Source organism: Mesobacillus boroniphilus (assembly GCF_018424685.1).
GTDB lineage: Bacteria > Bacillota > Bacilli > Bacillales > Cytobacillaceae > Mesobacillus > Mesobacillus boroniphilus_A.
This window is the reverse complement of record NZ_QTKX01000001.1, coordinates 365,245-391,219: the sequence shown is the minus strand read 5'-3', so window position 1 is coordinate 391,219 and position 25,975 is coordinate 365,245. Positions and strand designations below refer to the sequence as shown.

The window sequence follows — 25,975 nt, the reverse complement described above, 5'->3', positions numbered from 1 at the left end:
ATAATTGGTCCTCTTCTTCTCAGCTTGGCCTATCCTATTTTTACCTGACTTGCTTGGTTTTCATTTAGAAATTCATATGTAATCAATGGCTTGACTGGGATTTCCAGCCATCTTGATACACCATTATTGTTCACTTTTTCCATATACACTGGTTTGCAATCTTCCAGCAGACATAGTTTTAATGTTTCAAAACCGCTTAATTTCTGAACCGCTTGCTCGAATTCTTTTTTCTCTTCCGCAGTCGCAAGAACTTTTTCTTTTTTCGGCTCGAGCAGAACCACAATCAATTCCTTCCGCATTTGTTTTTCCAATTCCATTCTTGCGAAAGCCAGCTTTTTCAAAGTCCTGTTCAACTGCCACATGCTGATTCCAGCTATTTTTTTATATACCATTCTAATTGCCTCCAGTTTCCCCCAACCTCTATTCTAAAAGACAATTCGGTTAAACGTAAGATTATATTAGGGTATGGGAAAAATTCCAAGGATGTTTTTCGTGTTTGGGCGATTATACATTAGAAAAAGACTGCGGCAGTGGCACAGTCTTTACCTTTATTCTATAGGTAGTTACAGGTCCAGTAAATATTTTGCGTACATGGACATGCGGTCTTTTGTCCATTTGGGAGCTGAGACTATTTTAATATCAATATGCTCGAGATTACTTATCTGTCCAGCCAGATGTTCACGGGCAGAGAGGGCAATATAATCAGCAAGCATGCAATCTTCATTCCTCGTAGTCATAACGATTTCGACATCTTTATCATCCTTGACACAGACTTCATATACGAGGCCAAGGTTCACAATATCGACTCCAAGCAGTGGTTCTTCTACTTCTTCAAGCATTTTATAAATTTCTTTTTTATCCATATTGAGTACCTCCTCCCTCAGTAGTCAGGTCAATTGTCTTGCTTACTTATATCATAAGAGATGCCGGAAAAATGTTGGAGTGACGCACTTCACATTTCATATTATTGTCATTATTAAAAGGATAATTTGTGTCAGTTTACGACAGGTGGGTAATTGTTAATTCCCCTGAAAAAAAACAGGCTGCTTGTTATCCAGCCTGCTTTACATTCAACCAATAACCTTTTCCTTGTTCTGCATTTTTTGTAAATATAACAATGTTTCTTTATCTGATGATGTAGGAAGTTCATACATGGACTGATACTCCTCTGGTCCTTTTCCAGTGATGAGGATCCACTCCCCGCTCCTGGCGTTTTCCCATGCATATCTAATTGCCAGGGTCCTGTCTGTAATGACTTTTCCTTTATTCATGCCATATCGTTCATTCAGTTCCTTTAATTCATTGGCCATCTCTTCTTCGGATATTCCGTTCAGGTCATCAAAGGTCAAAGTGAATTCATCACTCATTGAGGCCGACGCTTTGATCATATGCACTCTTTTTGTCTTGTCTCGCTCTCCACGGAAGCCGAATATATGCTTTATATTAACTGCTTCATGCTCTTGTGCTGCTTGCAGGCAGTATTCAATCGCATCCTTTGTATGTGCATAATCGACAATGAAAGTAGCACCTTCAGGATGGGAGATCATTTCGAACCTTCCAGGCACGCCTGGGAAGGTTTTTAGTGCCTCAGCAATCAAATCAGGACTGATGCCGATTTTCACAGCTGTCAAAAAGGCCATTGCAGCGTTATAGACATTGTGGAGACCAGGTGATGGGAAAGTCAAAGAATAAGTGATCCCCCCCATTTTGATGTCAAACCTGGTTTCTCCATTCAATTTAATGTCCTCAATTTTCAAATCATGCAAGTCATCATAACCAATTGAATAGACCGGTATTTCTTTAGCTCTTAATATACTTGTCAGCTTGTCTCCCCATTCGCCCAACCTGCTGACAACTGCCGAACCCTCTTTTTTCATGTAATTATACATCAATGTTTTTGCCTCGAAATAATCATCAATGGTCGGATGGTAATCGAGGTGGTCATGGGATAAATTCGTGAACAACCCATAATCCAGCTCAAGCCCTTCAATTCTGTATTGCTTCAGGGCATGTGATGACACCTCCAGCACAACAAACTCGTCATTGCTTTTCGAAACCAACTCCTGTATTTGTAAAGCATCCGGAGTGGTGTTGGAAGGCTTGTACACCTCATTATTTATAATATAAGACACAGTCCCCAGCAAAGAGCAGCTTCTGCCCGCATGCTCAAGAATGTGTTTTAGTATATATGAAACGGTCGTTTTCCCATTTGTACCTGTAATGCCAATCACCGTATGCTTCCTCGACGGGTGTTGATAAAATGCGCTCGCTGCCCTTCCGAGTGCCAGCCTGCTGTCGAATACCTGAATATAAGGGATTGCAAGTTCAAGTTCATTTTCCCCTATAACTGCTGAAGCACCATTGTCTATGGCTTCATTAATAAACATGTGTCCATCTATCTGGAAGCCAGTAATCGCTACAAATAAATCTCCTGGCTTCACTTTACGTGAATCCATCTGGATTCCAGTCAATTCAGGATCAGCATCATTCATGTATTTTTTCAAACCGCCGCCGAGTGCTTCAAGCACCTTGGTTAATCTCATTTCCAAAACTCCCTTTTTAACATGCCTATAAATTCCACGTCCGGAATTAGAAATGTATATAATATGTCTCTTTTTATATTCCCCCATTTTTTAAAACTATGCCTCGTAAATGATACAAGATTTACTTTTTTTAAAAATGAGTAAAAAGAAATAGAAAAAAAGACCAGCAATTTAGCCAGCCTTTTACTATTTTTTTTTATCGCTTAGAAAATTGGGACAAATATTTAAAATTCAGCCTGCTATGCTGCTGAAGCATGAATGCCGAGGTAGTTGAGCCTTTTTTTCGAAGCGTATTCAGTGCATTGATCATTTCCTCAGCTGTACCAATCCCTATGCCATGTCCATAATATAATCCATTTCCAAGTACGACTGCATTTTCTCCTCGCCAGATTGGCTTATCAAAATCCGGGTTCATGAAGTAGACCACATCGCCGGGGATAAACTCACTCCCTTCTAAAGTGATGATGGCCAAATCTGGGTCGTAATTCCAATTCCAAACGAGCAGCCCCCTGAACAAATAGTTGAAATCCGACAACCTGATTGAATCCAGAACAGCTTTGTAAAAAATGATAACCATTGCCGTGGAGCACTCGAAAGCATACTCCTGCCCATTTTCATAAATATCGGTGATGGCCTCAGATGGAATGACATTCGGCTTCAAAAGATAACCACTTGGCACCTTCGTCCAATATATAGGATTGAACTTCGAATACTTGAAGGAAGTAAAGGCAGCTCCTGAATCTTTAAGTCTCAATGCTGCTTCAATGACATTTTCACGAAGCTTTATTTCAAAAAGGAGCTGAAAGGTTGTGTCATACTCGAACATCGTTAGGCTATTGTCTAGTTGATCATATATTTCCTTCTGTTTCCCAGACAGATTCTGCAGCGTCTGGCCGCTTGCCACATCTGGAAACCGGATGATAATCATCACACTCCCCCTCCATATTCCGTTAGTTAAACATACATTCTAACTATATGAAGGTGAATGGCTGAAAAGACATTGGACTGGATTTTGAAATAATATTGGCTCAAGCACATTGGCAGCCTGCAGGGATTCCGCGTGGCTGCATATACTCCTTTCGTCCTTTGAGTTTATTTTGCCTATAAAGCAAATAGGGGCATAGTATGATTGTTTTAATTATCTATAAAGGGGTATTTTTATTATTATCAAAGCGATAAGGAGGTTTTATCATGCCAGAAAAAAATCAAAATAATAACGATGGCTCAGTTGAACAGGAGAAAAAAAAGGCACACAACAAGGATATCGAGCCTCAAAGAGATCCGGTAAAACCTCAGGAAGAGTCAAATATTGATAAATAAGTCATGAGTTGAAATACCTTTTTAAAAATACGGAGAGGGTGAGGATCATGGGAAAAGAAAATAAAAAAAACATTCCAGTTGATAATACTCAAAACATGGACAATCCTGAGCAATATGAAACGAGGACGAAAAGTCTCCATGACAAATTTAAAAGTGAATTGACTGTGGATCCGATTCCGATGGAGGACCTTAACCAGGAAAAACATGAAGAAAAGGATGGCCATCACTCAAAGGATTCATCTTCAAGCGAAAAGAAGTACAATGTAGATATCGACAACGAGTTATAACAACTGCCCTGGGAATCCCAGGGCTTTTTTGGTTTATGAAGTCTTAGAAAGAGAATATTAAAAACAAGTACAAAAAAAGGAGGAATCTATATGGATAATCAAAACTTAAAAGAAAAAATCACTCAGGTTCTCGGTGAATCAAAGGTTGGCACGCTGGCGACAGTAGTGGGGAATAAGCCGCACTCTCGATACATGACCTTTTTCAGTGAGGATTTGACATTTTACACACCCACAAGCAAGGAAACGTATAAGGCGGATGAAATTAAAAGGAATCCTTATGTCCATATCCTGCTCGGATATGAAGGAGAGGGAATGGGTGATGCCTATATTGAGGTACAGGGAAAAGCTTCAATTCGGGAAGATCAGTCCCTTAAGGATAAATTCTGGAACAACAAGATGGAGAAATGGATCAAGAGTTCTAATGATCCTGATTACATTATTCTTGAAATAAATCCCGAAACGATTCGGTTGATGAATGATAACGGCGAGCCAGAAACATTGAACCTATAAGTACTAGCAGGAGATGGAACTATTCCATCTCCTCTCTATCGGAATTTAATTTAATGTTTTGTCAAACATTTGTTGAATTTAAATCGAAAATACGTATTGATATAAATATATTAATATCGTAATCTATTGGTAGATAATATTTGTGAAATATTTCACAATAAGTTTCATAAAATCTACAATGGAATTATTTATTTTTTTACACAAGTATGTGAATGATTGCACAATAAACAGTCAGAAAGAAGGAATAACAATGCAAACTCCAAAAATAATTATTTTAGGTGCGGGATATGGCGGGCTCATAACTAGCCGTCAGCTTGAAAAAACTTTACGTAACGGCGAAGCTGAAGTTACTTTGATCAATAAACATGATTATCACTATATATCTACTCAACTTCATAAGACTGGTGCGGGTACTGCCTCAGATGAAAAAATCACCCTACATATACCTGAACTTCTTAAGACAGATAAAATACAATTCAAAAAAGGAACTGTACAAGGCGTAGACAATACTGCAAAGAAAGTTTTCCTTGAGTCTGGTGAAATTATTGATTATGACTACCTGATGATTGGTCTTGGTTTTGATGTGAGTACGTTCGGCATTCCTGGAGTTGAAGAAAATGCTTTTAAAATTAAAAGTTTCAGGAGCACGAAGGCAATATACAATCATATACTCAGGCAGTTCGCTGCCTATAAGGAGGATCTTGACCCTTCAAGATTGACATTTGCTGTAGCCGGTGCCGGCTTTACTGGAATTGAAATGATTGGCGAACTTATAGAAGCGATGCCAAAGCTTTGCCTCCAATATGATATACCTGTATCGGCGACAAGAATTATCAATATAGAAGCCTCAGCAACTGTTCTCCCAGGATTTGACAAGGAGGCCATACACTTTACAGAAAGCTATTTAAAAAAGAATGGCGTTGAGCTGATGACCTCAACGAAGATACTTGAATGTTCTCCAACTTCCATCATATTGGACAACGGCGAAGAACTTCAGTTAAGGACATTGATATGGTCTGGCGGTGTCCGTGGGAATACCCTCCTTGAAAAAATGGATTTGCCAATTTCGAAGGGCCGCATCTTGATTGATAAGTTTTTGAGGGTAAAAGGAATGGAAAATGTCTTTTGCATCGGGGACGCGGCGTTGTTCATGAAAGATGAAGGAACCCCACTCCCTCCGACTGCACAGGTCGCCATTCAACAGGCAGAGGTTTGTGGACCAAATATAGTTGCCAGCTTGAGAGGTGAACAGCTGAAAACATTCGAATACCACCACAAAGGTACAGTTGCTTCCATCGGTAACAAAGCAGCCGTGGGAAAAGTCTTCGGTTTGAAAATCAACGGTTTATTCGCTGCCTTAATGAAGCAGGTAATCGAAGCTCGTTACCTTTTCGTTCTCGGCGGACCTGGACTGGTCATCAAGCAATTCCTTAAGGTTGGCAAGCCACATTCAGAGTTGGCTATTTCCAAACAAAAATAATTACTTTTCTCCTTGCTTGTTGCTTTTCGACATATCATTACAACCCTAAAAAGCATCGGAGCCCCAAATGCCCCGATGCTTTTTCTAATTTTGTGATGCTGTCAGCGCTTCTTCCGGTGGACGCTTTCCACGTTTCAAGTCATTGATTGTCAGGCCAAACCGCATTTCCAGGTGTGGATAATCCTTAAAGTGGTTCCAGTCACCTCCCCAAGTAAATCCAAGCTCCTTAGCAATGCTTACTATCTCCATCCAATCTGATTTACCATTGCCATTCCCGTCATAAGTAGTGTCCCATAGGGCTTCTCCTTGTTTATTCAATAAAGCGAAATCGATTGCCAGACCAAAATTATGGTAAGACTCCCCGCCTTTAGCGTGTGTGACTATTTGACCCTCTTTTGACCTTCCCTTTTCATATAACTGATTCTGTTCTTCAAAACTCCGGAACCCATCAGTCACCAAGACCCTGATCCCTCTCTCTGCTGCCCTCTGAATCAGCACATCCTTATTCTTCTTGACAACTGGATGAAGGTCCTGCGGCAAAGGAACATTTTCATTAATTTCAGGCTTGGTAAGGAATTGATAATAAAGCAGGAGCGCAACCAAAATCAGCAAAAAAGTGATGAACGCGTTCCCAAAAAGCTTATTTTTCACATTAAAATTCCTTTCAGCTATTCTATTAGTCTAATATATAACGAATTCACTACATACTTGGTTTCATGAAAACCCCAAAAAACCTGGCACATGATCTTCGCCAGGTGTATTTCCTTAGTTGAACTTATATTTTTCTAAAATGCGGTCAGCGATTAGGTTGTACCCTTTATCATTCAAATGAAGCGAGTCGCTGAAATACTCCTGTTTGCCTTTGCCTTTAAACAGGTCATTAGTTGGAATAAAAACTATTTGTTTTTCCTCTTTTATAGTATTTATGATTTCATTGTTCCATTCATGGATTAAAAATTCAATTCTTTCGCTGTATGGATAGGGGTTATACATCCCCAGCAGCAGGATTGGCGCTTCATTGTTTCTTTCCCTTAAAGTATCAATGATTGCTCTCAGGTTTTGTAAATAAACTTCTTGTCCTCTTTCTATTTTACCATGCTGCAGGTTCTTTAAATTTCCTCCGTTACTATTGATCAAATCATTCGTACCAATGAAAAGAATAAAATAATCAGCATCATTGAGCTTACTACTCACCATGATATTAGATAACTGAGTAAGGATTCCGGATGATTCAAGGCCATATATAGCTTCATTGGCAAAATTGTAGTCCTCACTATTTTGTTTGTTCAATCTTGTTTTAAGCGTATCAATATAACCGGAACCGTTTTCATCACCATACCCGTATGTAAGCGAGTCACCCAATGCTACAACCAGCTTATCCTCTTTCTCTTTGTCAAATAAACTGAAAGCAGCTAGTATGGAGATTATAATTAAAATAAAAATAGCAAGTGCTGTATTTTTCTTCATGTTGTGTGTCCCTTCCATAACTGTTTCCACTGTTTTACCCGGCAAAAGCAGAACATGAAACATGAAGAATCCTCCAGCAAATTTCTCTTGCTAATACTTCTTCAAAGTGTTATATTAATCAAGCGATGAGCTGAATTGTGTAAGTCGACTGACACTCCTTTATGGAAATGTACGATGTGGCGTGCAGTCAGTCGCCTCAATACGCAGAAAAGACGCCTTATGGGCGTCTTTTCTTATTTTCAAGGATATTTTTATCTATCCTTATAACCGTCACGATATGCACCAGACGGATTTTTGAAACCGTCACGGTCTTGGTCAGATGAATTCTTAAGTGAATCGTGGACTTCTACATCACCTGCCTGTACCCTTTCCTTGGATGCATCAAGCCCCTCTTCTCTCAACCTCAATGTCTGCTCATCAGTATCATCATAAGTTCCTGTTACGGATGTATCGGTAACATAGCCTGTTCCTTCTGCATCAAATCCAGATACAGTCTTTTCAGCTAAAAGAATGATGCGTCCATTTCGAACATCCTCTTCATATTCACTTGCCGCGTCATCTGATAAGCCAACACCAACCAGACGATCGGAAATTGACGGCTCATTGCCCCCCAGATTTCTGTCTGCGTCAAAAGCTGTCATCAGGCTTTGCCAGAATCCGCCTTCCTTATGAACATCATTATCCGTTCCTAAATTTTCAGTCGTTACACCCGTTCTGCTTTCAAGTGCAGTAGTAACATCGTTCGTATCACCAATGATTGAGAAATCCTGAACAGCATATCCCTGGTTTTTATGTTCTTCAATTGCTTCAATTAGTTCTGTTTGATTATCATAAACGCCAACTACTTTTTTAGCCATTAAAAATCCCTCCATTCCATTGTATGGTTCATCCGGTTACCCCGGTAGTGTATTCTTACCCGGCATGGACACACACTCAAACTATTTAGAACTTGCCAAAATAAGCCACACTTTTATGTTACAAAAGAAAAAGCCGGAATTAGTCCGGCTTTCAGTCTTCGTCTATTTTTATAACCTCTAAATAGGCAATATGGTATTCGTCGATTTCGATAATCTTAAAAACATAGCCTTCTTCTTCAATTTCATCACCAATCTTGGCATCAATGTTCTTTGTCATGAACCATCCACCTATAGTATCTACGTCTTCTTCAGATATATGGATGCCTAACAGGTCATTTACTTCATCTATTAATACTCTCGAGCTGAACAGATAGTGGTTTTCATTTACTTTCCTGATTTCGGCGATTTCGTCCACATCAAACTCATCACGGATGTCTCCGACGATTTCTTCAAGAATGTCCTCTACAGTCACAAGTCCGGATGTTCCACCATATTCATCAATCAAGATAGCCATATGGATGCGCTCTTTCTGCATTTTGACGAGCAAATCATGGATTGGAATCGTTTCGATGACTCTGATGACAGGCTTAATAAATGAAGACAAGATCGACTCTTTTTGAAGATCCTTCTGTGTCAGTTTAGCAGTGAGTATTTCCTTGATATTGATCATCCCTACTATATTGTCCTTCTCGCCATCAATCACTGGATACCGTGTATATTTCTCTTTTTGGATCACATCAATAATCGTTTCAATATCATCTGAAATATCGAAGGTGACAGTCTCGGTTCGTGGCACCATAATTTCTTTGGCAATTCGCTCATCAAACTCAAATATATTATTCACATAGTTTAGTTCATTTTGATTGATCTCACCGCTTTCAAAGCTCTCTGATAAAAGAATGCGAAGTTCTTCTTCGGAATGGGCAATCTCATGTTCAGATGCAGACTTTAAACCAAACAAGCCGACAAGAAGCCTGGCTGAACCGTTCAACACCCAAATGAAAGGGTACATAATCTTATAAAACCAGATGATTGGCTTTGAAAAAGCAAGGGTGATTGCTTCTGCTTTTTGGATTGCGACTGTTTTTGGAGCCAACTCCCCAACTACCACATGCAAAAAAGTGATCGAAGCAAAGGCGATTCCGAACGATAATATACTGGATAATGACGTATTAAGATGAAAGCTCTCAAAAACAGGGTGGAGCATCTCTTCAACCGTCGGTTCCCCGAGCCAGCCCAGGCCGAGAGCTGTTATTGTAATGCCAAGCTGGCAGGCCGAGAGATATTCATCGAGATGTGTGACCACGTGCTTCGCGGAATGTGCTCCTTTCTTTCCTTCAGCGATAAGCTGGTCAATTCTCGAACTCCTCACCTTTACGATGGCAAACTCTGTCGCTACGAAAAAACCCGTTAATGCGATTAATAAAGCTACTAAAAGCAAATTAGTCATAATCAATGGGCAAGCCCTACATTCGTAAGGCAGTCACCTCCTAGAAAACATTTACTCCATTAAAATGGAATGATGATCAAAGGAATGTTCCTTCAGCACCATGATTTTGTCCATTTTTTAAATTATACCCTTATAATAAATAGCTAACGCATAATAGAGGAAAAACGTGAATCAATCCACACTTATTATTGGTAGCCGAACAAGAATATATCAAAATACAGACTACTTTCGCATTGGTTATTGCTTTTCGAATACACTTGTAGCTTTATTCTTGATGGCCTCCGTGGCATCTGTCGAAGGAATTTCCGTGAACAGACATTCACTTTGGCTGTAAACGTTCCAATGATTCAATAAAAAACTGAAGTACAACACATCTGCACAATGATGCAGATGTGTTATACTTCAGAGCTCATTTCATCATGATACCTTTTTGGCAGTTTCCCCAGTCTTTTCAGTGGACAGGAACCAGCCTGCCGCGGCAATTCCCACAAGCACTGCATAGAATGTGAGTTTCCATTCTGTTGAGTGGGAGAATTCGGGATTCAAGATACCTAACGCTGGATGGGATATCGTTAAAATAGCCAGTTTTACCCCTACCCAGCCGACAATACCAAACGCGGCGATTTCCAGACCTGGCCTTCTTTCAAGCAAGTCCACGAACATATTTGCAGCGAATCGCATAATAATCAAGCCAATCATCCCGCCTGCGAAAATGACAAGGAATTGTCCCCCGTCCATCCCACCCATGTCTGGAAGAGGAGTTTCGGGCAATACAACAGCCAGTGCTACTGCTGCAAGGATAGAATCGACTGCAAAAGCAATGTCAGCAACTTCTACTTTCAGGACAGTCATCCAAAAACCGCTTTTCTTCTTATTTTCTTTGGTCAGTATTTGTTCTTGACCTTCTCTTTTATCCCTGAGAGCAAGTTTTCTGATGATGTGGTTCACAGACATCAAGAGCAGGTATAATGCCCCAATTGCCTGAACTTGCCATACATCGACCAGGAAGGAAATCACAAAAAGGGATGTTAAACGAAACACAAATGCCCCAGCCAATCCATAAAATAAAGCCTTTTTGCGTTTGTCCTCAGGAAGGTGCTTCACCATAATTGCAAGCACCAATGCATTGTCCGCTGCCAAAAGTCCCTCCATCACTACAAGCACAAGAAGTACCCAGCCATATTCTAAAAATAATGTCAGATCCATTTTCTTTTCCTCCTAACCATTGATTGGTCAACCAAATACCCCTTCGCATGGCCAAAAGAAAAGACCCTTACCATCATGGTAAAGGCCTAAAATGACATAGAAAAAGACCTTTATCAAAACAGCAAAGGTCTTGCTAACAACGTCCACGTTGCCAATAAAGCCGGAGACTTTCATCTCGGAATGACGACTTTATTGTAGCAGCTACTCCCCTTTAAAAAGAGAATATTTAATTACCTTAAATATATATAAGCTCCGGACCTCTGTCAATAAAAAATAAACGACTAATATAGTACTTTTTCCTTAACTAATTTTGAAAATTGCCGAAAATAACAATAATATGAGAACAATATTCAGGCATTAGATCCAATTCTTGAAGGTTTCCTACAGGGTTATTATTGTTCTCGAAAAAATTTATCGCCTATGAAGAACAGAGGGAGTGGACAAATTGCTTTTCACTAAGAAAAAGAGCATTGCCAAAAAAACAGTGACAAAAAAGAAATCAAGCAAAAAAAATTCCAACAGAAATATGAGTCTAAAACTAAAGGTTGTATCTTTAAGCATAATCTCAATGCTTCTCCTTGCATTGGCTACAACAATCTATGCTCAATACACCATCAGGACTAGCAATCTAGAATCGATGGAAGCGGAGCTGAATACGATTTCAAGCTTGTTATCGGATCAGATTTCTGCGGGGAAAGCGAAAACAATTATTGCGAACCCTTCAAAAAATAATCCAGGTATTACCTCGCTCCAGAAACAAATGGATCAAATTTTAAAAGAGAACCCATTAATACATAACCTTTATTTGATTACATTGGATGGAGAAAAACTAACAATCCCTACAATGAGTTCTGCCATGATGACGAAGGAACTAACATATGGATCATCTTATTCGGGCGGCAATGCCTTTGACCGTGCTGCGTTAGAAGCTTTTAAAGAAAACAAAAGGACAACTACTGAAATATACGAATCGAATAATGGCGATAAAATGACAGGATTTGCGCCAATTACCGATATGGCCGGAAAAACAATCGCCCTTTACGGAGTCGACTTTGATGTATCCCAAGTTAATAAAAAGATTAATGCTGAAGTTGCGGGCATTTGGATTTTAGCACTAATTATCCTGTCCCTATCAAGTGCAGCAATGTATTTCCTTGTTTCCAGGCTAATCAAGCCATTGAATAAAATCAGGGATATTACCGCAAACATTGCAAAAGGGGACTTATCTCAAAAAGACATTACGGTTAAAACAAAAGATGAAGTCGGAGCATTGGCAGAAAGCATCAATACGATGGCTGCTTCCCTTAGAACTTTAGTTTCACAGGTGCAAACAAGCTCCAGGGAAGTATCGAGTGAAACTGTTGGCTTGTCCAAAGTGGCATCCAGTTCTGTTGAAGCAATCAGGGAGCTGACTGCAGCTAACCAGCAGGCAGCAGCAAGCACGCAGGAGCAGAACGCCAATATTGAAGAAATGCAGGCAACATTGGAAGAAATCAATGCAGGTATCGAAGAAATCAATGCTTCCGCACAGCAGGCAAGCTACATTGCTAAAAATTCCACCATTACTTCAAAACAAGGAACTGTGAGAATCGACGAAATGCTTTCCGGCCTTGAAGCTGTGGATGAGAATACGAACCAGCTGGCTGACATTATTAATGTGCTTGAAAAGCAATCAGACAAAATCACACAATTCGTCAAAATCATCAATACGATCTCTGACCAGACAAATCTGTTAGCATTGAACGCGGCCATCGAAGCAGCAAGGGCTGGTGAGCATGGAAAAGGGTTTGCTGTTGTAGCAAATGAAGTGAGGAAACTGGCCGAAGAAAGCGCGAAATCGGCTTCCACTATTATTACTATCGTAAATGAAAATGTCCAGAATACCCGTAATGCCGTAGACTACATCACAAAGACAAGAGAAGCGGTACAATACAATAAAGATCTTTCTTTGAACGCAAAAAACACACTTAATGAAATCTATGAAACAACACTGGAAATCGAAGATAACTCAAATAATATTGCTTCTGCCATTGAACAGCAGGTTATCGCCATTGAACAAATAACAAACTCCCTTGATACAGTCTCACAGGCTTCCCAGCAGATTGCGGCAGGCACAGGCCAGGCAGATCAGTCCACACAGGAGCAGCTGACAGTCGCGGAGAATGTTAATGAAACAACAAAGATCCTCCAGCAGACAGCATTGGAGTTGGAGAAATTGACAGGCAATTTCAAACTGTAAGAAACGCAAACACACTATACCCATCTAGGATGACTCAAGAAAATTGGACAAAGAAAAAGGATGCTGCAATGGCATCCTTTTTCTTATCTCTTCCTGAATCCTTCTTCTTCTAGATATTGCTTAGCTTCATTATAGGACAGAAATGTCCCATCAAGATTCAAACCTGCATACACATTCCACATATCGTCTTCGCTTACGAGGATGAGAGTATGGTTTTCCAAGTTAACCCAGCGCTCTTCCTCATGATCTTCTATGATAGCAGATTCAAGAGTGGTATTTGGTGAAAGAGACTCAATGGCTTGTCTGATGACAGTCCTAAGTTCTTCCGCAGAAAAATCGCGGATATTTACCATACCCTTTGAATCGATGTCATAGCCTCCTAAAAATTCTGCATAAACAAATCCGTTTCCATTTGGATGCAGATGATAAACAACATTTTTCTTTTCATAAATACTATCTTCAAAATGGAAGTTAACACGACCTAAAGATACATTTTTTCGTTCAAGCTCAGGAAATGATTCAATAATTACAAGTTTTTCTTCAAAAGTTAGCATAGTGCCTCCAGCATTTTTAAATTCTTCCGTACCGCTCATTATACCATTGTATAAAACCTAAACAAAATTAATACAAAAAACCAGTGAGACTTTCCCCACTGGTTTTGTTGTTTATGCCTTTAATTTTTCAACGAACATCGTTTGCATTTCTTTTAAAATGGCTTTATATTGATATTTCTCAATTATGGTTGCCTGCAATGTGACACCATTTACCATCGCCCAAAAGATATCCGCATATGTGCCAGGATCGAGTTGATTTTTGAATTCTCCTGCTTCCTGACCTTCTTTAATGATTCCTGCTAACAATTTAACAAAGAAATCTTTATAACGTTTAGTCAGCGTGCTCTTCAATTCAGGATTGCGGGTAGAATATAGCCTGAACTCGAAATGAACGAGAGCAAGGTCCTTGTTCTCTTCGTCATTTGGATCGTTATCCAGATAAGCATTGATCAAGTAATCGAGCTTATCCAAAGCTGTTTGCCGCTCTGAGATTGCCTCCGTGAATTTTGTTCCTGACTCTTTAGTCTGGCGTTCCATCAGGGCCAGATAGATTTCATCCTTGCTTTTGAAGTAATTATAGATTGCCCCTTTACTCAGTCCAGAGTGCGCAACAATATCATCAACAGTAGATGCTTCAAATCCCTTTTTCGCAAAACATGCATGTGCACTCTGCAAGATTTCCTGCCGCTTCTTTTCTTTGTATTCTTCCGAAACAATTGGAGCCATTCATACTACCTCTTTTTCTAGAGTTTGTATATCTTGCTATACTTTTTTTCAAGGTATTGGACTAAGTAGTCAGCATTCAGTTCTTCACCGGTAGCCTTAACAACCAGCTCGTTCGGTGTATACAACATTCCATATTGATGGATGTTTTCCTTAAGCCAATTTTGGATCACCGCAAAATTTCCTTGTTCGATACTATCGTAGAATTCAGGAACATCCTGCTGAATTTTATGCAAAATCTGAGCTGCATACAAATTCCCAAGAGAATATGACGGGAAATAGCCAAATCCTCCGAATGACCAGTGAATATCCTGCAGGACGCCCTCACTGTTATTGGAAGGTGTAATTCCTAAATATTCATTCATTTTCGCGTTCCAAATCCCTGGCAGATCCTTTGCTTCAATTTCCCCGGCAATTAATGCCTTCTCAATTTCGTATCGAACCATAATATGCAGATTATAGGTTAGTTCATCTGCTTCCACGCGGATGAATGACGGCTGTACAGCATTGATAGCACGGTAGAATTCGTCCAGCTCCAAATTTCCGAGCTGATCAGGGAAGTGCTCCTGCAGTTTCGGATAAAAGTACTTCCAAAATTGCTCGCTGCGCCCCACCATGTTTTCGAGGAAGCGGGATTGTGATTCATGAATCCCAAAGGATGCTCCTTCCTGAAGGACTGAACCCTCGAACTTCGGGTCAATATTTTGCTCATAAATCCCATGGCCGGCTTCATGAATCGTACCGAAAATAGCCGAACGGACATTATTTTCTAAGTACCTGGTCGTAATCCTGACATCCCTAGTATTAACAGTCTGAGCAAATGGATGGACCGTTTCATCAAGCCTTCCAGCTTCCATATCAAAACCAATCAATGGGAGAATATAACGATTAAATTCTTTTTGCTGATTTACTGAATATGGCTGATCAAATATTTCCGCAGCCGGTTTGTAGGAGGAACTTTGAATTCTTCTAAGCAATTCCGAACTGGATTCTCTTAGTTTAACAAACAAAGGATCCAGCTTTTCTACTGTCAGTCCTGGCTCGAATTCGTCCAGCAGTGCATCATAAGGATGGTTTTCATAACCGTAAATTTCTATAGCCTTTCTCTTAAAATCCACAATCTTCTCTAAATATGGAAGGTATCTCTCGAAGTCATTTGTCTCCTTCGCATCTTCCCAGGCATCATTTGCCTGAGATGTTAGCACTGAAAACTCCTTGATCATATCAGCAGGAATTCTCTTTGAACGATGATAAAACTTGTTGCGTTCCCGGACCTTGGCCTTTGCTTCATCATCGAGGTAGTCCTCGGATTCTTTAGAAGAGAGTATGCTGAGCAGCTCCCCCATTTCCTCTGATACTGATAGTTTGAACGCTTCCGTTCTAAGTGTTCCGTTTGCTTTTGCAAAAATCGACCGGCCCTTCTTTGGGGCAATTACTTTTTGGTCCCAGCTCAGCAAGCCTAAAATACTATTAAAATGCGAGATTTTTTCATCTAATTCTGTGAATTTTTCCAGTGCAGAAATGATCGCTTGGTTCATAACCTTTTGTTCCATGTCACTTCCTCCTTTTAAATAAACTATCTAGTCGGTTTATTATAAACTATATTACATTATTTTTTCAATTATCACAAAATTATTAAAAAATATTTCTAAATTCTTGAAACCTTTTGTAATCTTACTACGTCAAAGCTTGAATAAAGAAAAATTTTCCAAAGGAGAGCATATGAAAAAGTTCATTCATTACACATTTTTGTTTTTGACCTCTGTTGCAGGTCTGCTATTTTTTATGGCATTCCCTCGCCTTTTCGCATTCAGAGTGGAGGGAAGTGAGCATCTTGGCTTCAAACTGGCCGCATTTTTTAAAGCTTTGGCAGCGACAGCTGCACAATTTTTCGAACCTTCTAGCTGGAATTTTTTCGAAAGCTGGAACCAGGAAACTGTCATCGATCGTTATACATACTCGCTTGAAATTATTTTTGTCAGTCTATTGTTCACTGTTTTTATAGGAAGCTTAATTGCCTATCTATTTATGAACCTTCCTTATAAACAAAGAACAAAGGTAAAACATGTCTTGAATTTTTTTGAGGGATTACCTAATTTACTCATTATTTTCATGATGCAGATGCTTTTGTTCACTATTTACAGAGAATTTAATCTTCGCCTCGTTACAATGTATGGGCTAGCCGGGAAAGAACCGCTGATTTTCCCAATGATCATTAACTCTATCCTTCCATTACTGTTTTTTGCACAATTCCTGATAAAAGTGATGGAGGAAGAATACGAAAAACATTACATCCTCTTAGGTCAGGCAAAAGGGCTATCGAAAATTCAGCTCCTATTTATCCATTTAACCCGAAATATAATACCGGTTGTTTTCATACACTTCAAAACCATCATCTTCCTGGTTTTGACAAACTTGGTGCTCGTTGAACACATGTTTGTCCTTGATGGGTATATACAGGAACTCTACAAGCTATTACTGACACACGGGGTGTCTCCGGCTAAAATTTTGTTTTATGTAGGAGTCTTTATGATGCCAGTCATCATTGTGGAGAGATTAGTCACTTTTTACGGTAAAAAGGCCGGAATCGCTCGGGGGATCGATATATGAGTAGAGTAAGGAGTATTTTCGCAACTGCAATTGGGCTGATTACAATTATTATTATATATATCAACTATAAAAATTTAAAAATTGGGATAGCCTGGGTTGCGAGGGAAACTAGAAAGTTAACTTTTCAGAAGATAAAAAACGGTTTGGCCATTATGGCTAAATACTTATTTCAAAGATTCAAAGCTTTACTTAGATATATTAACAACCTAAAATACCGGAATATAATAGTCGGAGCAACGATCCTTATTCTATTGTTCGTGGTGAGCTGGTTCACGGAGCCTATACCAGAGAGCAACGAACTATTGATTTTTGATGAAAACGGCAAATTTGTCGCAGCTCCACCTGCTCCACCATCCTTAACATTCCCACTTGGAACAGATTTGGGTGCTCGAAGTATGGTGAACCTGATACTTGTCGGTGTTAAATACACCCTTGGAGCAGTATTAGGAATCACTCTTGCCCGCCTTTTGGCTGGGACATTGCTGGCGCTGCTGACGACATTATGGTATCCAGGCCTTAAGCAATATTTCAGCGCTTTCTTTTGGCCATTTCGGTATATCCCCCCATTGCTGGTTGGGATCATTTTGATCATCCCGGCAGCAGCAGTACCTGTAGGAATTTCTGCAAAAGTCATATTAGAATACCAGATTCTAGTTCTGCTATTAATCGGGCTGCCAGGAGTCTATTACTTCATCCTCGATATCATGGGTGAAATAGAGAAACAGCCGTACGTTCTGAGTTCAAAACTGATGGGTGCTAGCAAGTTCCATACTTTGGTCAGACATGTCTGGCCAAATATCAAATCACATTTACTTTTACTGACAACCCAGCAGGTTTTATCAGTATTGCAGCTATTAACATTCCTTGGAATCTTTACCTTGTACTTAGGCGGACCTCATCCCACAGCGCTGACCGATACACCACGGATGATATACCGAACAATCACGAATGAACTTGCAGGGATGGCCGGCCAGAACTTCTGGCTGATAAGACGTGCGCCGTGGATGTTCTACAGTCCTATCCTGCTCATCGCATTCATTGCAATCGTCGTGAATTGGATGAAGAAAGGGGTCGAGGACCAGATCGCTGGAATGGTGCCAGTAAAACATAGGGGTAATACCGCTGAAGTTCATGATGCTAAGGAAAATGCAAGCCTTTCAAGGAGTTTTGTATTAATGGGCCTGCAGGAGCAGCCGCCAGTGGAACATGAAAAGAAGGTATATACTAGTGATTTTATGCGCGAAAAACTCAGGACGGTACGAGGTTATTTGACTCGCTGCAGCATATATCGCAGTGTTGAAAAGGTGGTCGTGAAGGCTGCTGAATATATTCAAGACAACAGTAAGCCGGTTTTCACATCAATATTGACGGTTTCAATCGTATTATGGGCCGGTATTTTTTCATATGCAGAATATCGCGAGAATGAAAAAGCTGACTCAAAAGAGAAAACCGAAAAAAGTGTAGAGGCCTCTGCTGAATCAAAAGAGGATAAAGACTTCTTTAGTTACAGTTTTACTAACAAGGAGCATGTGCCTGTCATATATAAAGCTGACCTGACTTATCAGGATGCTGATGCAACATTGAAGGGCAGCCTCCATGTTTCAACAACAAATACAACTGAAACCGATCAGGATAAAATCTATTTCCATTTGTACCCTAACCAGTTTAAAGAACCAATTGATGGACCGGAATGGGAATTTGTTCGTGGACCATCACCTGTACCAGGCTGGATCGATATCCAGGAAATCAAAGTGAATAACAAGAAAGCTGATTTCAAGGTGGATGGAACTATTTTAGAAATTCAAATGAAAGATTGGGAAAAGGAGGCAACGGCTGAGCTTGACCTTCAGTTCAATTTCCAGCTGCCTACGAATTATAGTAATGCAAGCTATGATTATGCAGCAGTATGGCTAGGTAACTTCCTTCCAAAACAGGCTGTATATGATAAAAATGGCTGGAACCTTGATCCCTATTCACCAATCGGCTTCCCGTTTTACAGTGAAACAGCAAATTATGACGTAACCATTAAAGCTGCTTCTAAGTTCGAGATCCTATCGAATGCTGAAGAATCACATGCCATTGTAGAGACTCAAGGCGAAACCACGGAATACAATGCCAAGGTGGAAAACGTGCGCGATTTTGCCCTCGTCCTTTTGGATAAACAGTATTATCAAATGCAAAAGTTCATGACAAAGGATGATACTGAAGTGAACGTATGGTATCGCCCTGCCACTGATAAGGAAGAGAAAGCACACAGCAATGCTATGGGGGCCGGTCAATCTATTGAATTCTTTACTGAGTTCTATGGTACTGCTTTACCTTATAAAGAACTGGATATTATCCGTACCGCTGAAGGAAATCCACAAATGGCTTACCAGGGAATGATCTTCTCACCTAGTTATAATTTTTCAGATAATAACTTTGGTTCTCTCAGCATGGCAGATGGCGTGATCCGCCAGTGGCTGTCAGGCATGGTCGGAAGCCAGGGATATAAGGAACCATGGGTTAATGAAAGTCTAGCAATCTATTCCTTGAAGACATATATGGGAGAAAAAGGATATACGGCTAAAAGCTCTGCAGAAGAACAATTAAAACAGCAGGAAGAAATATCAAGAATTCAAAGAGAAGGCCAGTTCTTAAGCAGCCCTATAAGTGAATTTAAAAATATAAATGATTATATTATCATGATGAATTTGCATGGTTCAAATATGTATATGGAACTGGATTATCTTGTCAAGGCTGGGAAAGTTCGAAAAGCATTGAAGCAATATGTCAATGAGTATAAGAATAAGAACGCATCTGGACACGATTTAGTCGAAATATTTGAAAAAGCAGGGCACCCTCAGGCAAAAGATTATTTCAAAACATACCTTAAGCCTGATTTAAAAGAATAATTAAGTTTTCGCCTGAGCTTGTTTTGAGCTCAGGCATTATTATTATCTGTTATTCAACTAGATCCTGCGGGAGTGAAAGGCTTGGATGGATTTGAACAAATTTTCGACTAAGCTTCCTTGTTTTGTCCGAACTTGCACCTACTTCGGACAAAATTGACGCTCTGCTTCCCGGTTTTGTCCGAACCTGCACCTACTTCAGACAAAACTGACGCTTTGCTTCCCGGTTTTGTCCGAACCTGCACCTACTTCAGACAAAACTGAAGCTGTGCTTCCCGGTTTTGTCCGAACCTACACCTACTTCGGACAAAATTGACGCTCTGCTTCCCGGTTTTGTCCGAACCTGCACCTACTTCAGACAAAATTGACGCTCTGCTTCCCGGTTTTGTCCGAACTTGCACCTACTTTTGACAAAATTGACGCTCTGCTTCCCGGTTTTGTCCGAACCTGCACCTACTTCAGACAAAACTGTTATTGCGATTCCTTGTTTTGTCCGAACCTGCACCTACTTCAGACAAAACTGTTATTGCGATTCCTTGTTTTGTCCGAACTTGCATCTACTTCGGACAAAATTGACGCTCTGCTTCCCGGTTTTGTCCGAACCTGCACCTACTTCAGACAAAACTGACTCTTTGCTTACTTGTTTTGTCCGAACCTACACCTACTTCAGACAAAACTGTTACTGCGATTCCTTGTTTTGTCCGAATCTGCACCTACTTCGGACAAAATTGGCGCTCTGCTTCCCGGTTTTGTCCGAACTTGCACCTACTTCAGACAAAACTAACTCTTTGCTTACTTGTTTTGTCCGAACCTACACCTACTTCAGACAAAATCGTAGCTCTGATGCATGTCTTGTCCAAACCTGATCCCATCCTCTGTATTGCTTGATTGCCTTTAAGAGCACAGAAAGACCATTCATATTTCATTCGTAATAAGTATCCGAAGTGTTTCCGACTGCTTTATAGTACTTCTTGAACACTCTGGTTATCCTTCTTTTATTTATAGCCATGTTGCACCATTCGTAGATGCTTTGTGTAATTATTTTTCTCTCAGGAAACAATAGCCTGAATTCTTCTATATTCTTTACTATTGCTTGTTCTACTAGTTCGGAGTTTCCACACTTGCCGCAGACTAAATGCCGCATTTCAATGGAGGTATTAAACGACCCACAAGCCCTGCAATTCATACCCTTTACCAATTGGTCATAACCATATGCAGGCAGAGTGGTAAATGGATTTTTTTCGTGGTGCAATGAAAGCAATTTTTGGGCGAGTAATTTATGGTTCTCGTCCATCTTAGAAGGTGTTTCGTTAAGTTCTTTTAAAAAGCGATTGATTTGGGTTGGTAAAATGAGTGGCTGGTCCATCCGGGCTTGGTAAAGTGTGAACTCTGGGTTGTTAAAAACGACTGAAGCCTGGACGAGGTAATTTAATTTGAGGTTTTGAAGCAGCTGGCGAAAGAGCGTCTCGCTTCTCTTTAATTGTATAACTGGATTTTTGAACTCTCGGCCGCTCGTCACGGAGTAGAACTTGTCTGATTCCAGGTAATAATCACCTTCGTTATATTTTACATCCAATAGATGAATCAATCCCCCAGAGATTATTACCTTATCAATTTGGAAATAAGAATTATTCACTTGAAGTAGGAGGTCATCTATAATATACCTTTCCTCTGAGAGGTTTTCAGTCAGCCGGTCAAATTCAATCTCCCCTCTATACCCCTTTTCCAAATTCGTAAGATGAAATTTATCCTTTGGGCTCAACTCCATTCGTTTGTTCAAGTAGCGCAGTGCTATTAATTCCTTTGATTCAGTTCTTTTTTTAAGTAACATAGTACACTCCCTTTCTTTAAGATTATTCTAATCCAAACAGCATTCTGTTTTTGTGAATATTTTGTTAACTTTCACTGTTGCCTTTCTAGGTTCGGTGTAGGAATCCACGTATACTTCCAGATTTCAAGCCATATCAATCGTTAACATTTCAAGTTAAAAAGGCTTTTTCAATCGTTAAATTTCAAGCTAAAAGGTGTTAGAAATCGTTCAACTCCTTAATCGGCCGCAGTCTCAATCGTAGTTTTACACCCTGAATTTAAATGCATAAAACCGCCTGGAGACAAAGCCCCAGGCGGTTTTTCTTCCTATTCTTCCTGCTTTAGCATAGCTTCAACTCTGTTTTCAGTCTTGTTCTCACGAATTCCGTCTGCCAATGCATCGATACTGTGTCTTACATTGGCTTTTCCTGAGAAGTTCTCGATCAGTTCTTTTACATCAATGCCAGATGATGCTTTTAGTGATTCCTGAAGCGTTGACATCAGATTAGTTGCATAGCCGGTTACCTTGTTTGCTCCTCCATTGGCATCACTCCCGCCTGTGTCGACAACGGTTATCTTATCGATATTGCCAAGTGGCGCTGCTACCTGCTTCGCGTATTCAGGAAGCATTTTTACAATCATATCGAGGATAGCGGCCTGACCGAACTGTTCGAACGCTTCGGCAATCTTTTCTTTCGCCTCTGCTTCAGCGATACCTTTCAGGCGGATGATTTCAGCTTCTGTTTCACCCTGTGCCCGCTCTGCTTCAGCTTTTGCAAGTCCATCCATGCGGATTCTCTCTGCTTCGGCACGTGCCATCGCTTCAATTCGGTATTTATTCGCATCTGCTTCAGCGATTTGCTTGGCTTTGTCTGCAGCTGCGGATTGCTCAACAGAGTATCGGTCTGCATCAGCTTTTTTCTTGACTTCGGAGTCATACTGGCGTTCGCGGCGCAGGATTTCTTTTTCCTCAAGCTCGATTTGCTTTTGGCGCTCGATGATCTTGACCTGCATTTCCTGCTCGGTTACTTCTTGCTGAGCCCGTGCATTTTCAAGATCGTATGCCTGGTCGGCACGTGCCTTCGCAATATCCTGTTCACGTCTGAATTCAGCCATTTTCAAGCCATTGATTTTCTCAGCCTCGGCGATTTCAGTCGCACGCTCAAATTCAGCTTTCTTCGCTTCTTTATCCGCTTCAGCTTTCTTAATGCGTGTCTCTTTTTCCGCGTCAGCTGTCGCGATATCAGCATCACGCTTTACCTGGGCAATTCTCGGTTTACCAAGGGAATCAAGGTATCCATTTTTATCACGGACATCCTTGATCGTAAATGACACTATGACAAGTCCCATTTTTGCCAGGTCCTGTGAAGCAACACGCTGAACTTCTTGAGAGAACTTATCACGGTTTTTATAGATTTCTTCTACAGTCATCGATCCTAAAATGGAACGCAAATGACCTTCGAGCACTTCTTTTGCTTCATTTTCGCGATCTTCCTTCGTCTTACCAAGGAATTGCTCAGCAGCAGTGGCAATTTCACTGATGGATCCGCCGATTTTGATGATTGCCGTTCCATCTGCCATGACTGGCACACCCTGTTCTGTGTATACTTCAGGTGTAGTGACTTCAAGCTTGCTTGAGAGGAGACTGAGTGGACGGGATTGCTGGAATACAGGAAAGATGAACGTACCGCCTCCACGAATGATTTTTATCTTGTTGTTCGATTCATCCGTATGAACATTGCGGCTGCCCAGGAAGCTGCCAGTAACAATCAAAGCTTCGTCCGGACCGGCCGTCTTGTATTTGGTTATGAACACAGCGATTAATGCGATGATAAGAAATACAACAAAACCAATAACAATAAACATAAGATCCATACCTTTTCCCCCTAAATATAAGTTTCTAGTTCTTCATACAACTTAACTTGCAGTACTCCATTCTCTACATCAATGACGAGAACTTTTTTTCCATATGGAATTTCGGATTTTGTAAAACTGGCTGCTGGTTTTGAAATACGGCCGCTAATATTCTCAATCAGGACCTCTCCATACCCGTCGACCGGAATCCCAGTGATAACGGTTCCGATCCTTCCTCGCAAGTCACTTTCTTTATAAACAAGCGACTCCTCGGCGTTGGATAAGGGAATCAACACAAATACATTCAATAAAGTTACAAGAATAAGAGCAATAATAGCTGAAGCACCAGCAATCAACACACTTTGGAGTTTCGTGAAAGTTTCCCCTAAATACCCTCCAGCTGAAAAAATTGTCACAAAAGAAAAAATCAAGGTTGGATTAACAAAAGGTATAGCTTCCGTAATTCCTTCAAGTACGTCACCAAAAAATAAATATAGAATCGTGACAGCACCCGAAACTACCAATCCATAAAGATACATCGTTTCTAATGGCATGCCAAACAGCTCCATTTCCATCACCCCTTGCTAAAATCGAAACAAGCACCCTCCCTTATTCCATTTATTTCTTGATAGTAATACGATTAATTTGGAAATAAGTTTCAAAACTTTTAAAAATTTGTAGAAAAATAGCTGAATCTTCCTTTTTTCTTTATTCCGACCAAAACAATGAAAAGCCTGTTCCCTACAAAAGGAAACAGGCATGATGTTATAATGCTCGCTTTTCCAAATCCTTCGCTGATTTGCTCGTTTCTACATCCTTCTCATTTCTAAAAGTCCCGAATAGATAGTCCGCAAATGGTGTGCTGACTCCATACCAGAAGTTTTCATTCTTATAATGATGAAGGATATGGACCTTTTTAACCCAGCGACCGAATTTGGTCTTAGGTTTGATTGGCCGATGGGCAACATAATGCTTCCATTCATAGACCAACAACATAGACATGAGACCGGTTCCAAAAGCAAATGTAAAATTCAGATTATTAGTTAATAAGTAAAATAGTAAGGACAGAACAAAAAAATTAGGAAGGCTGTACCACAAAGGCAGGAACAAAAGTTTGAGATCGTTGGGGTCAGAATGGTGATCATAGTGGATTCTCTTCATAAATTTTAGGAACAATGGATTCTTCGGTGCTTTCAGATGGAAAAAGAAACGGTGTGTCAAATATTCGCTAAACGCAAAAGTTATCATACCCACCAGGAAAAATATAGCTGTAAACATCGTCGGACCTCTCCATATGGAAAAACCAGCTCCGGAGATAATGAGTACTATTAATATACTAATATCCGGAAAAAAGAAAAACTCTTTGTATTGTTTATTCATTACCACACCTCCATTTCTTAGTATTACTTTCATTATATTATTTTCTGATAATTCAATCAATATAAAGAAAAACTCACAAATGTGAGTCTTCTTATTTTACTAAACCACTCTTCTCCTTGCTATAAATCTTCTTTATCATTCTGATCTGTCCCCGGTGGTTTAGTTCATCTTCAAGCACATGGAACCACTTGAAATAATTGTTACCCTGCTCGTTCCACCACCAATTCGTTTGCTCAAACAACCATTCATCAGTCAGGGTATGAAATTTTTGAAACGTATTCTCTCTGACATCCTGAAGTTCGCCAAGATAGTACTCTAATGGGAATCCTTTGAATGCTGCTTTTCCTTTTTCACCGAGTTCAAGTCCTGCTCCTAATGCCTCTTCCTCTTCTTCTGTTGGATTCCTTCTCTCAAAAGTAATAATTTGATAGATTTTTTCAACAGCAGCCATATGGCCAAGGAGCATACCAATTGTGTTTGCTTCATCATGGACAAGGAAATCAAGCTCCTCAATTGTAAGTCCCTCCACTGCTTCCAAAGTTGTGGACCGCGCATAGTTCATCATTGACACCAAATGGCCGAAGGTCAGCGTGAACCCCTCTTTCTGATCAATCAAAAATAGTGTAGAACGATTGAATCCCATACTTCCCCTCATTTCTTATGTGGACTAGAAGTAATACTATTCGCTATTTTCCACGATTATCCTTTTTTTCGTACACTTTGTTTTCGCTAACCATTCTTATAAAAGGAGCAAAAAAATAACAGCCCAGCCAAAAAAGCTGATGCTGTTACTTT

The 25,975-nt window shown here is 40.1% G+C and carries 24 protein-coding genes; 7 read left to right on the top strand and 17 right to left on the bottom strand.

Annotated elements, in window-relative coordinates; all coding sequences use genetic code 11:
• Positions 1 to 29 precede the first annotated feature (29 nt).
• From DYI25_RS01915 to DYI25_RS01900, 4 genes are all read right to left on the bottom strand, one after another.
• Positions 30 to 392 (bottom strand): hypothetical protein, encoded by a 363-nt coding sequence (locus tag DYI25_RS01915; protein WP_213366400.1) that lies wholly within the window; start codon positions 390 to 392, stop codon positions 30 to 32.
• Between the two features lie 171 nt (positions 393 to 563).
• Complete coding sequence (locus DYI25_RS01910; protein WP_213366397.1) at positions 564 to 863, bottom strand: metal-sulfur cluster assembly factor; 300 nt, start codon at positions 861 to 863, stop codon at positions 564 to 566.
• Between the two features lie 207 nt (positions 864 to 1,070).
• Positions 1,071 to 2,543 carry a UDP-N-acetylmuramoyl-L-alanyl-D-glutamate--2,6-diaminopimelate ligase gene (locus DYI25_RS01905; protein WP_213366393.1) on the bottom strand — a complete coding sequence of 491 codons (1,473 nt, stop codon included), beginning with the start codon at positions 2,541 to 2,543 and terminating at the stop codon, positions 1,071 to 1,073.
• Between the two features lie 196 nt (positions 2,544 to 2,739).
• The gene (locus DYI25_RS01900; RefSeq protein WP_213366390.1) at positions 2,740 to 3,471 is read right to left on the bottom strand and encodes a protein-glutamine gamma-glutamyltransferase; all 732 of its coding nucleotides are present in this window, start codon (positions 3,469 to 3,471) and stop codon (positions 2,740 to 2,742) included.
• A gap of 263 nt (positions 3,472 to 3,734) precedes the next feature.
• Here DYI25_RS01900 and DYI25_RS01895 point away from each other — a divergent pair, with 263 nt between their 5' ends.
• From DYI25_RS01895 to DYI25_RS01880, 4 genes are all read left to right on the top strand, one after another.
• Positions 3,735 to 3,863: a 3-methyladenine DNA glycosylase gene (locus tag DYI25_RS01895; protein WP_213366387.1), complete on the top strand. Its 129-nt coding sequence runs from the start codon at positions 3,735 to 3,737 to the stop codon at positions 3,861 to 3,863.
• Positions 3,864 to 3,910: 47 nt separating this feature from the next.
• On the top strand, positions 3,911 to 4,150 hold the full coding sequence (locus tag DYI25_RS01890; RefSeq protein WP_213366384.1) for a hypothetical protein: 240 nt from the start codon (positions 3,911 to 3,913) through the stop codon (positions 4,148 to 4,150).
• Between the two features lie 90 nt (positions 4,151 to 4,240).
• Positions 4,241 to 4,660 carry a pyridoxamine 5'-phosphate oxidase family protein gene (locus DYI25_RS01885; protein WP_213366380.1) on the top strand — a complete coding sequence of 140 codons (420 nt, stop codon included), beginning with the start codon at positions 4,241 to 4,243 and terminating at the stop codon, positions 4,658 to 4,660.
• Between the two features lie 250 nt (positions 4,661 to 4,910).
• Entirely contained in the window at positions 4,911 to 6,140 is a 1,230-nt protein-coding gene (locus DYI25_RS01880; protein ID WP_213366377.1) for an NAD(P)/FAD-dependent oxidoreductase, read from the top strand.
• 84 nt (positions 6,141 to 6,224) lie between these two features.
• Here DYI25_RS01880 and DYI25_RS01875 read toward each other — a convergent pair whose 3' ends face one another.
• The 5 genes from DYI25_RS01875 to DYI25_RS01855 form a co-directional block, all read right to left on the bottom strand.
• Positions 6,225 to 6,791, bottom strand: coding sequence for a M15 family metallopeptidase (locus tag DYI25_RS01875; protein ID WP_213366375.1), 567 nt, complete (start codon positions 6,789 to 6,791; stop codon positions 6,225 to 6,227).
• A gap of 114 nt (positions 6,792 to 6,905) precedes the next feature.
• The gene (locus tag DYI25_RS01870) at positions 6,906 to 7,670 is read right to left on the bottom strand and encodes a GDSL-type esterase/lipase family protein (RefSeq protein ID WP_213366372.1); all 765 of its coding nucleotides are present in this window, start codon (positions 7,668 to 7,670) and stop codon (positions 6,906 to 6,908) included.
• 188 nt (positions 7,671 to 7,858) lie between these two features.
• Positions 7,859 to 8,464, bottom strand: a complete 606-nt coding sequence (locus DYI25_RS01865) for a general stress protein (RefSeq protein ID WP_213366370.1) — start codon at positions 8,462 to 8,464, stop codon at positions 7,859 to 7,861.
• A 151-nt stretch (positions 8,465 to 8,615) separates the two neighbouring features.
• On the bottom strand, positions 8,616 to 9,920 hold the full coding sequence (locus tag DYI25_RS01860) for a hemolysin family protein (RefSeq protein WP_213366367.1): 1,305 nt from the start codon (positions 9,918 to 9,920) through the stop codon (positions 8,616 to 8,618).
• A gap of 411 nt (positions 9,921 to 10,331) precedes the next feature.
• Positions 10,332 to 11,120 carry a TerC family protein gene (locus tag DYI25_RS01855; RefSeq protein ID WP_213366354.1) on the bottom strand — a complete coding sequence of 263 codons (789 nt, stop codon included), beginning with the start codon at positions 11,118 to 11,120 and terminating at the stop codon, positions 10,332 to 10,334.
• A gap of 445 nt (positions 11,121 to 11,565) precedes the next feature.
• Between DYI25_RS01855 and DYI25_RS01850 the strand changes: the two genes are divergently transcribed.
• Complete coding sequence (locus DYI25_RS01850) at positions 11,566 to 13,359, top strand: methyl-accepting chemotaxis protein (protein ID WP_213366351.1); 1,794 nt, start codon at positions 11,566 to 11,568, stop codon at positions 13,357 to 13,359.
• Positions 13,360 to 13,442: 83 nt separating this feature from the next.
• Here DYI25_RS01850 and DYI25_RS01845 read toward each other — a convergent pair whose 3' ends face one another.
• The 3 genes from DYI25_RS01845 to DYI25_RS01835 all read right to left on the bottom strand — a co-directional run bounded on the left by DYI25_RS01845 (position 13,443) and on the right by DYI25_RS01835 (position 16,189).
• A complete protein-coding gene (locus DYI25_RS01845; RefSeq protein ID WP_213366348.1) occupies positions 13,443 to 13,913 on the bottom strand; it encodes a hypothetical protein in 471 nt (156 codons plus the stop codon).
• 111 nt (positions 13,914 to 14,024) lie between these two features.
• Entirely contained in the window at positions 14,025 to 14,639 is a 615-nt protein-coding gene (locus DYI25_RS01840) for a TetR/AcrR family transcriptional regulator (RefSeq protein ID WP_213366346.1), read from the bottom strand.
• A gap of 17 nt (positions 14,640 to 14,656) precedes the next feature.
• Positions 14,657 to 16,189 (bottom strand): carboxypeptidase M32, encoded by a 1,533-nt coding sequence (locus DYI25_RS01835; protein ID WP_274609483.1) that lies wholly within the window; start codon positions 16,187 to 16,189, stop codon positions 14,657 to 14,659.
• A 169-nt stretch (positions 16,190 to 16,358) separates the two neighbouring features.
• Here DYI25_RS01835 and DYI25_RS01830 point away from each other — a divergent pair, with 169 nt between their 5' ends.
• Both DYI25_RS01830 and DYI25_RS01825 read left to right on the top strand, forming a co-directional pair.
• Entirely contained in the window at positions 16,359 to 17,246 is an 888-nt protein-coding gene (locus DYI25_RS01830; RefSeq protein WP_213366343.1) for an ABC transporter permease, read from the top strand.
• Positions 17,243 to 20,140, top strand: a complete 2,898-nt coding sequence (locus DYI25_RS01825; RefSeq protein ID WP_213366340.1) for a M1 family aminopeptidase — start codon at positions 17,243 to 17,245, stop codon at positions 20,138 to 20,140. Before DYI25_RS01830 ends, DYI25_RS01825 begins: the two co-directional genes overlap by 4 nt.
• A gap of 919 nt (positions 20,141 to 21,059) precedes the next feature.
• Here the strand turns inward: DYI25_RS01825 and DYI25_RS01820 are convergent.
• The 5 genes from DYI25_RS01820 to DYI25_RS01800 form a co-directional block, all read right to left on the bottom strand.
• Positions 21,060 to 21,968 (bottom strand): nuclease-related domain-containing protein, encoded by a 909-nt coding sequence (locus tag DYI25_RS01820; RefSeq protein ID WP_213366338.1) that lies wholly within the window; start codon positions 21,966 to 21,968, stop codon positions 21,060 to 21,062.
• Positions 21,969 to 22,273: 305 nt separating this feature from the next.
• The gene (locus DYI25_RS01815; RefSeq protein ID WP_213366336.1) at positions 22,274 to 23,821 is read right to left on the bottom strand and encodes a flotillin family protein; all 1,548 of its coding nucleotides are present in this window, start codon (positions 23,819 to 23,821) and stop codon (positions 22,274 to 22,276) included.
• 11 nt (positions 23,822 to 23,832) lie between these two features.
• Entirely contained in the window at positions 23,833 to 24,369 is a 537-nt protein-coding gene (locus DYI25_RS01810) for a hypothetical protein (RefSeq protein ID WP_213366333.1), read from the bottom strand.
• A 196-nt stretch (positions 24,370 to 24,565) separates the two neighbouring features.
• Positions 24,566 to 25,180, bottom strand: coding sequence for a sterol desaturase family protein (locus tag DYI25_RS01805; protein WP_213366330.1), 615 nt, complete (start codon positions 25,178 to 25,180; stop codon positions 24,566 to 24,568).
• Between the two features lie 91 nt (positions 25,181 to 25,271).
• Entirely contained in the window at positions 25,272 to 25,823 is a 552-nt protein-coding gene (locus tag DYI25_RS01800) for a DinB family protein (protein WP_249745211.1), read from the bottom strand.
• Positions 25,824 to 25,975 lie beyond the last annotated feature (152 nt).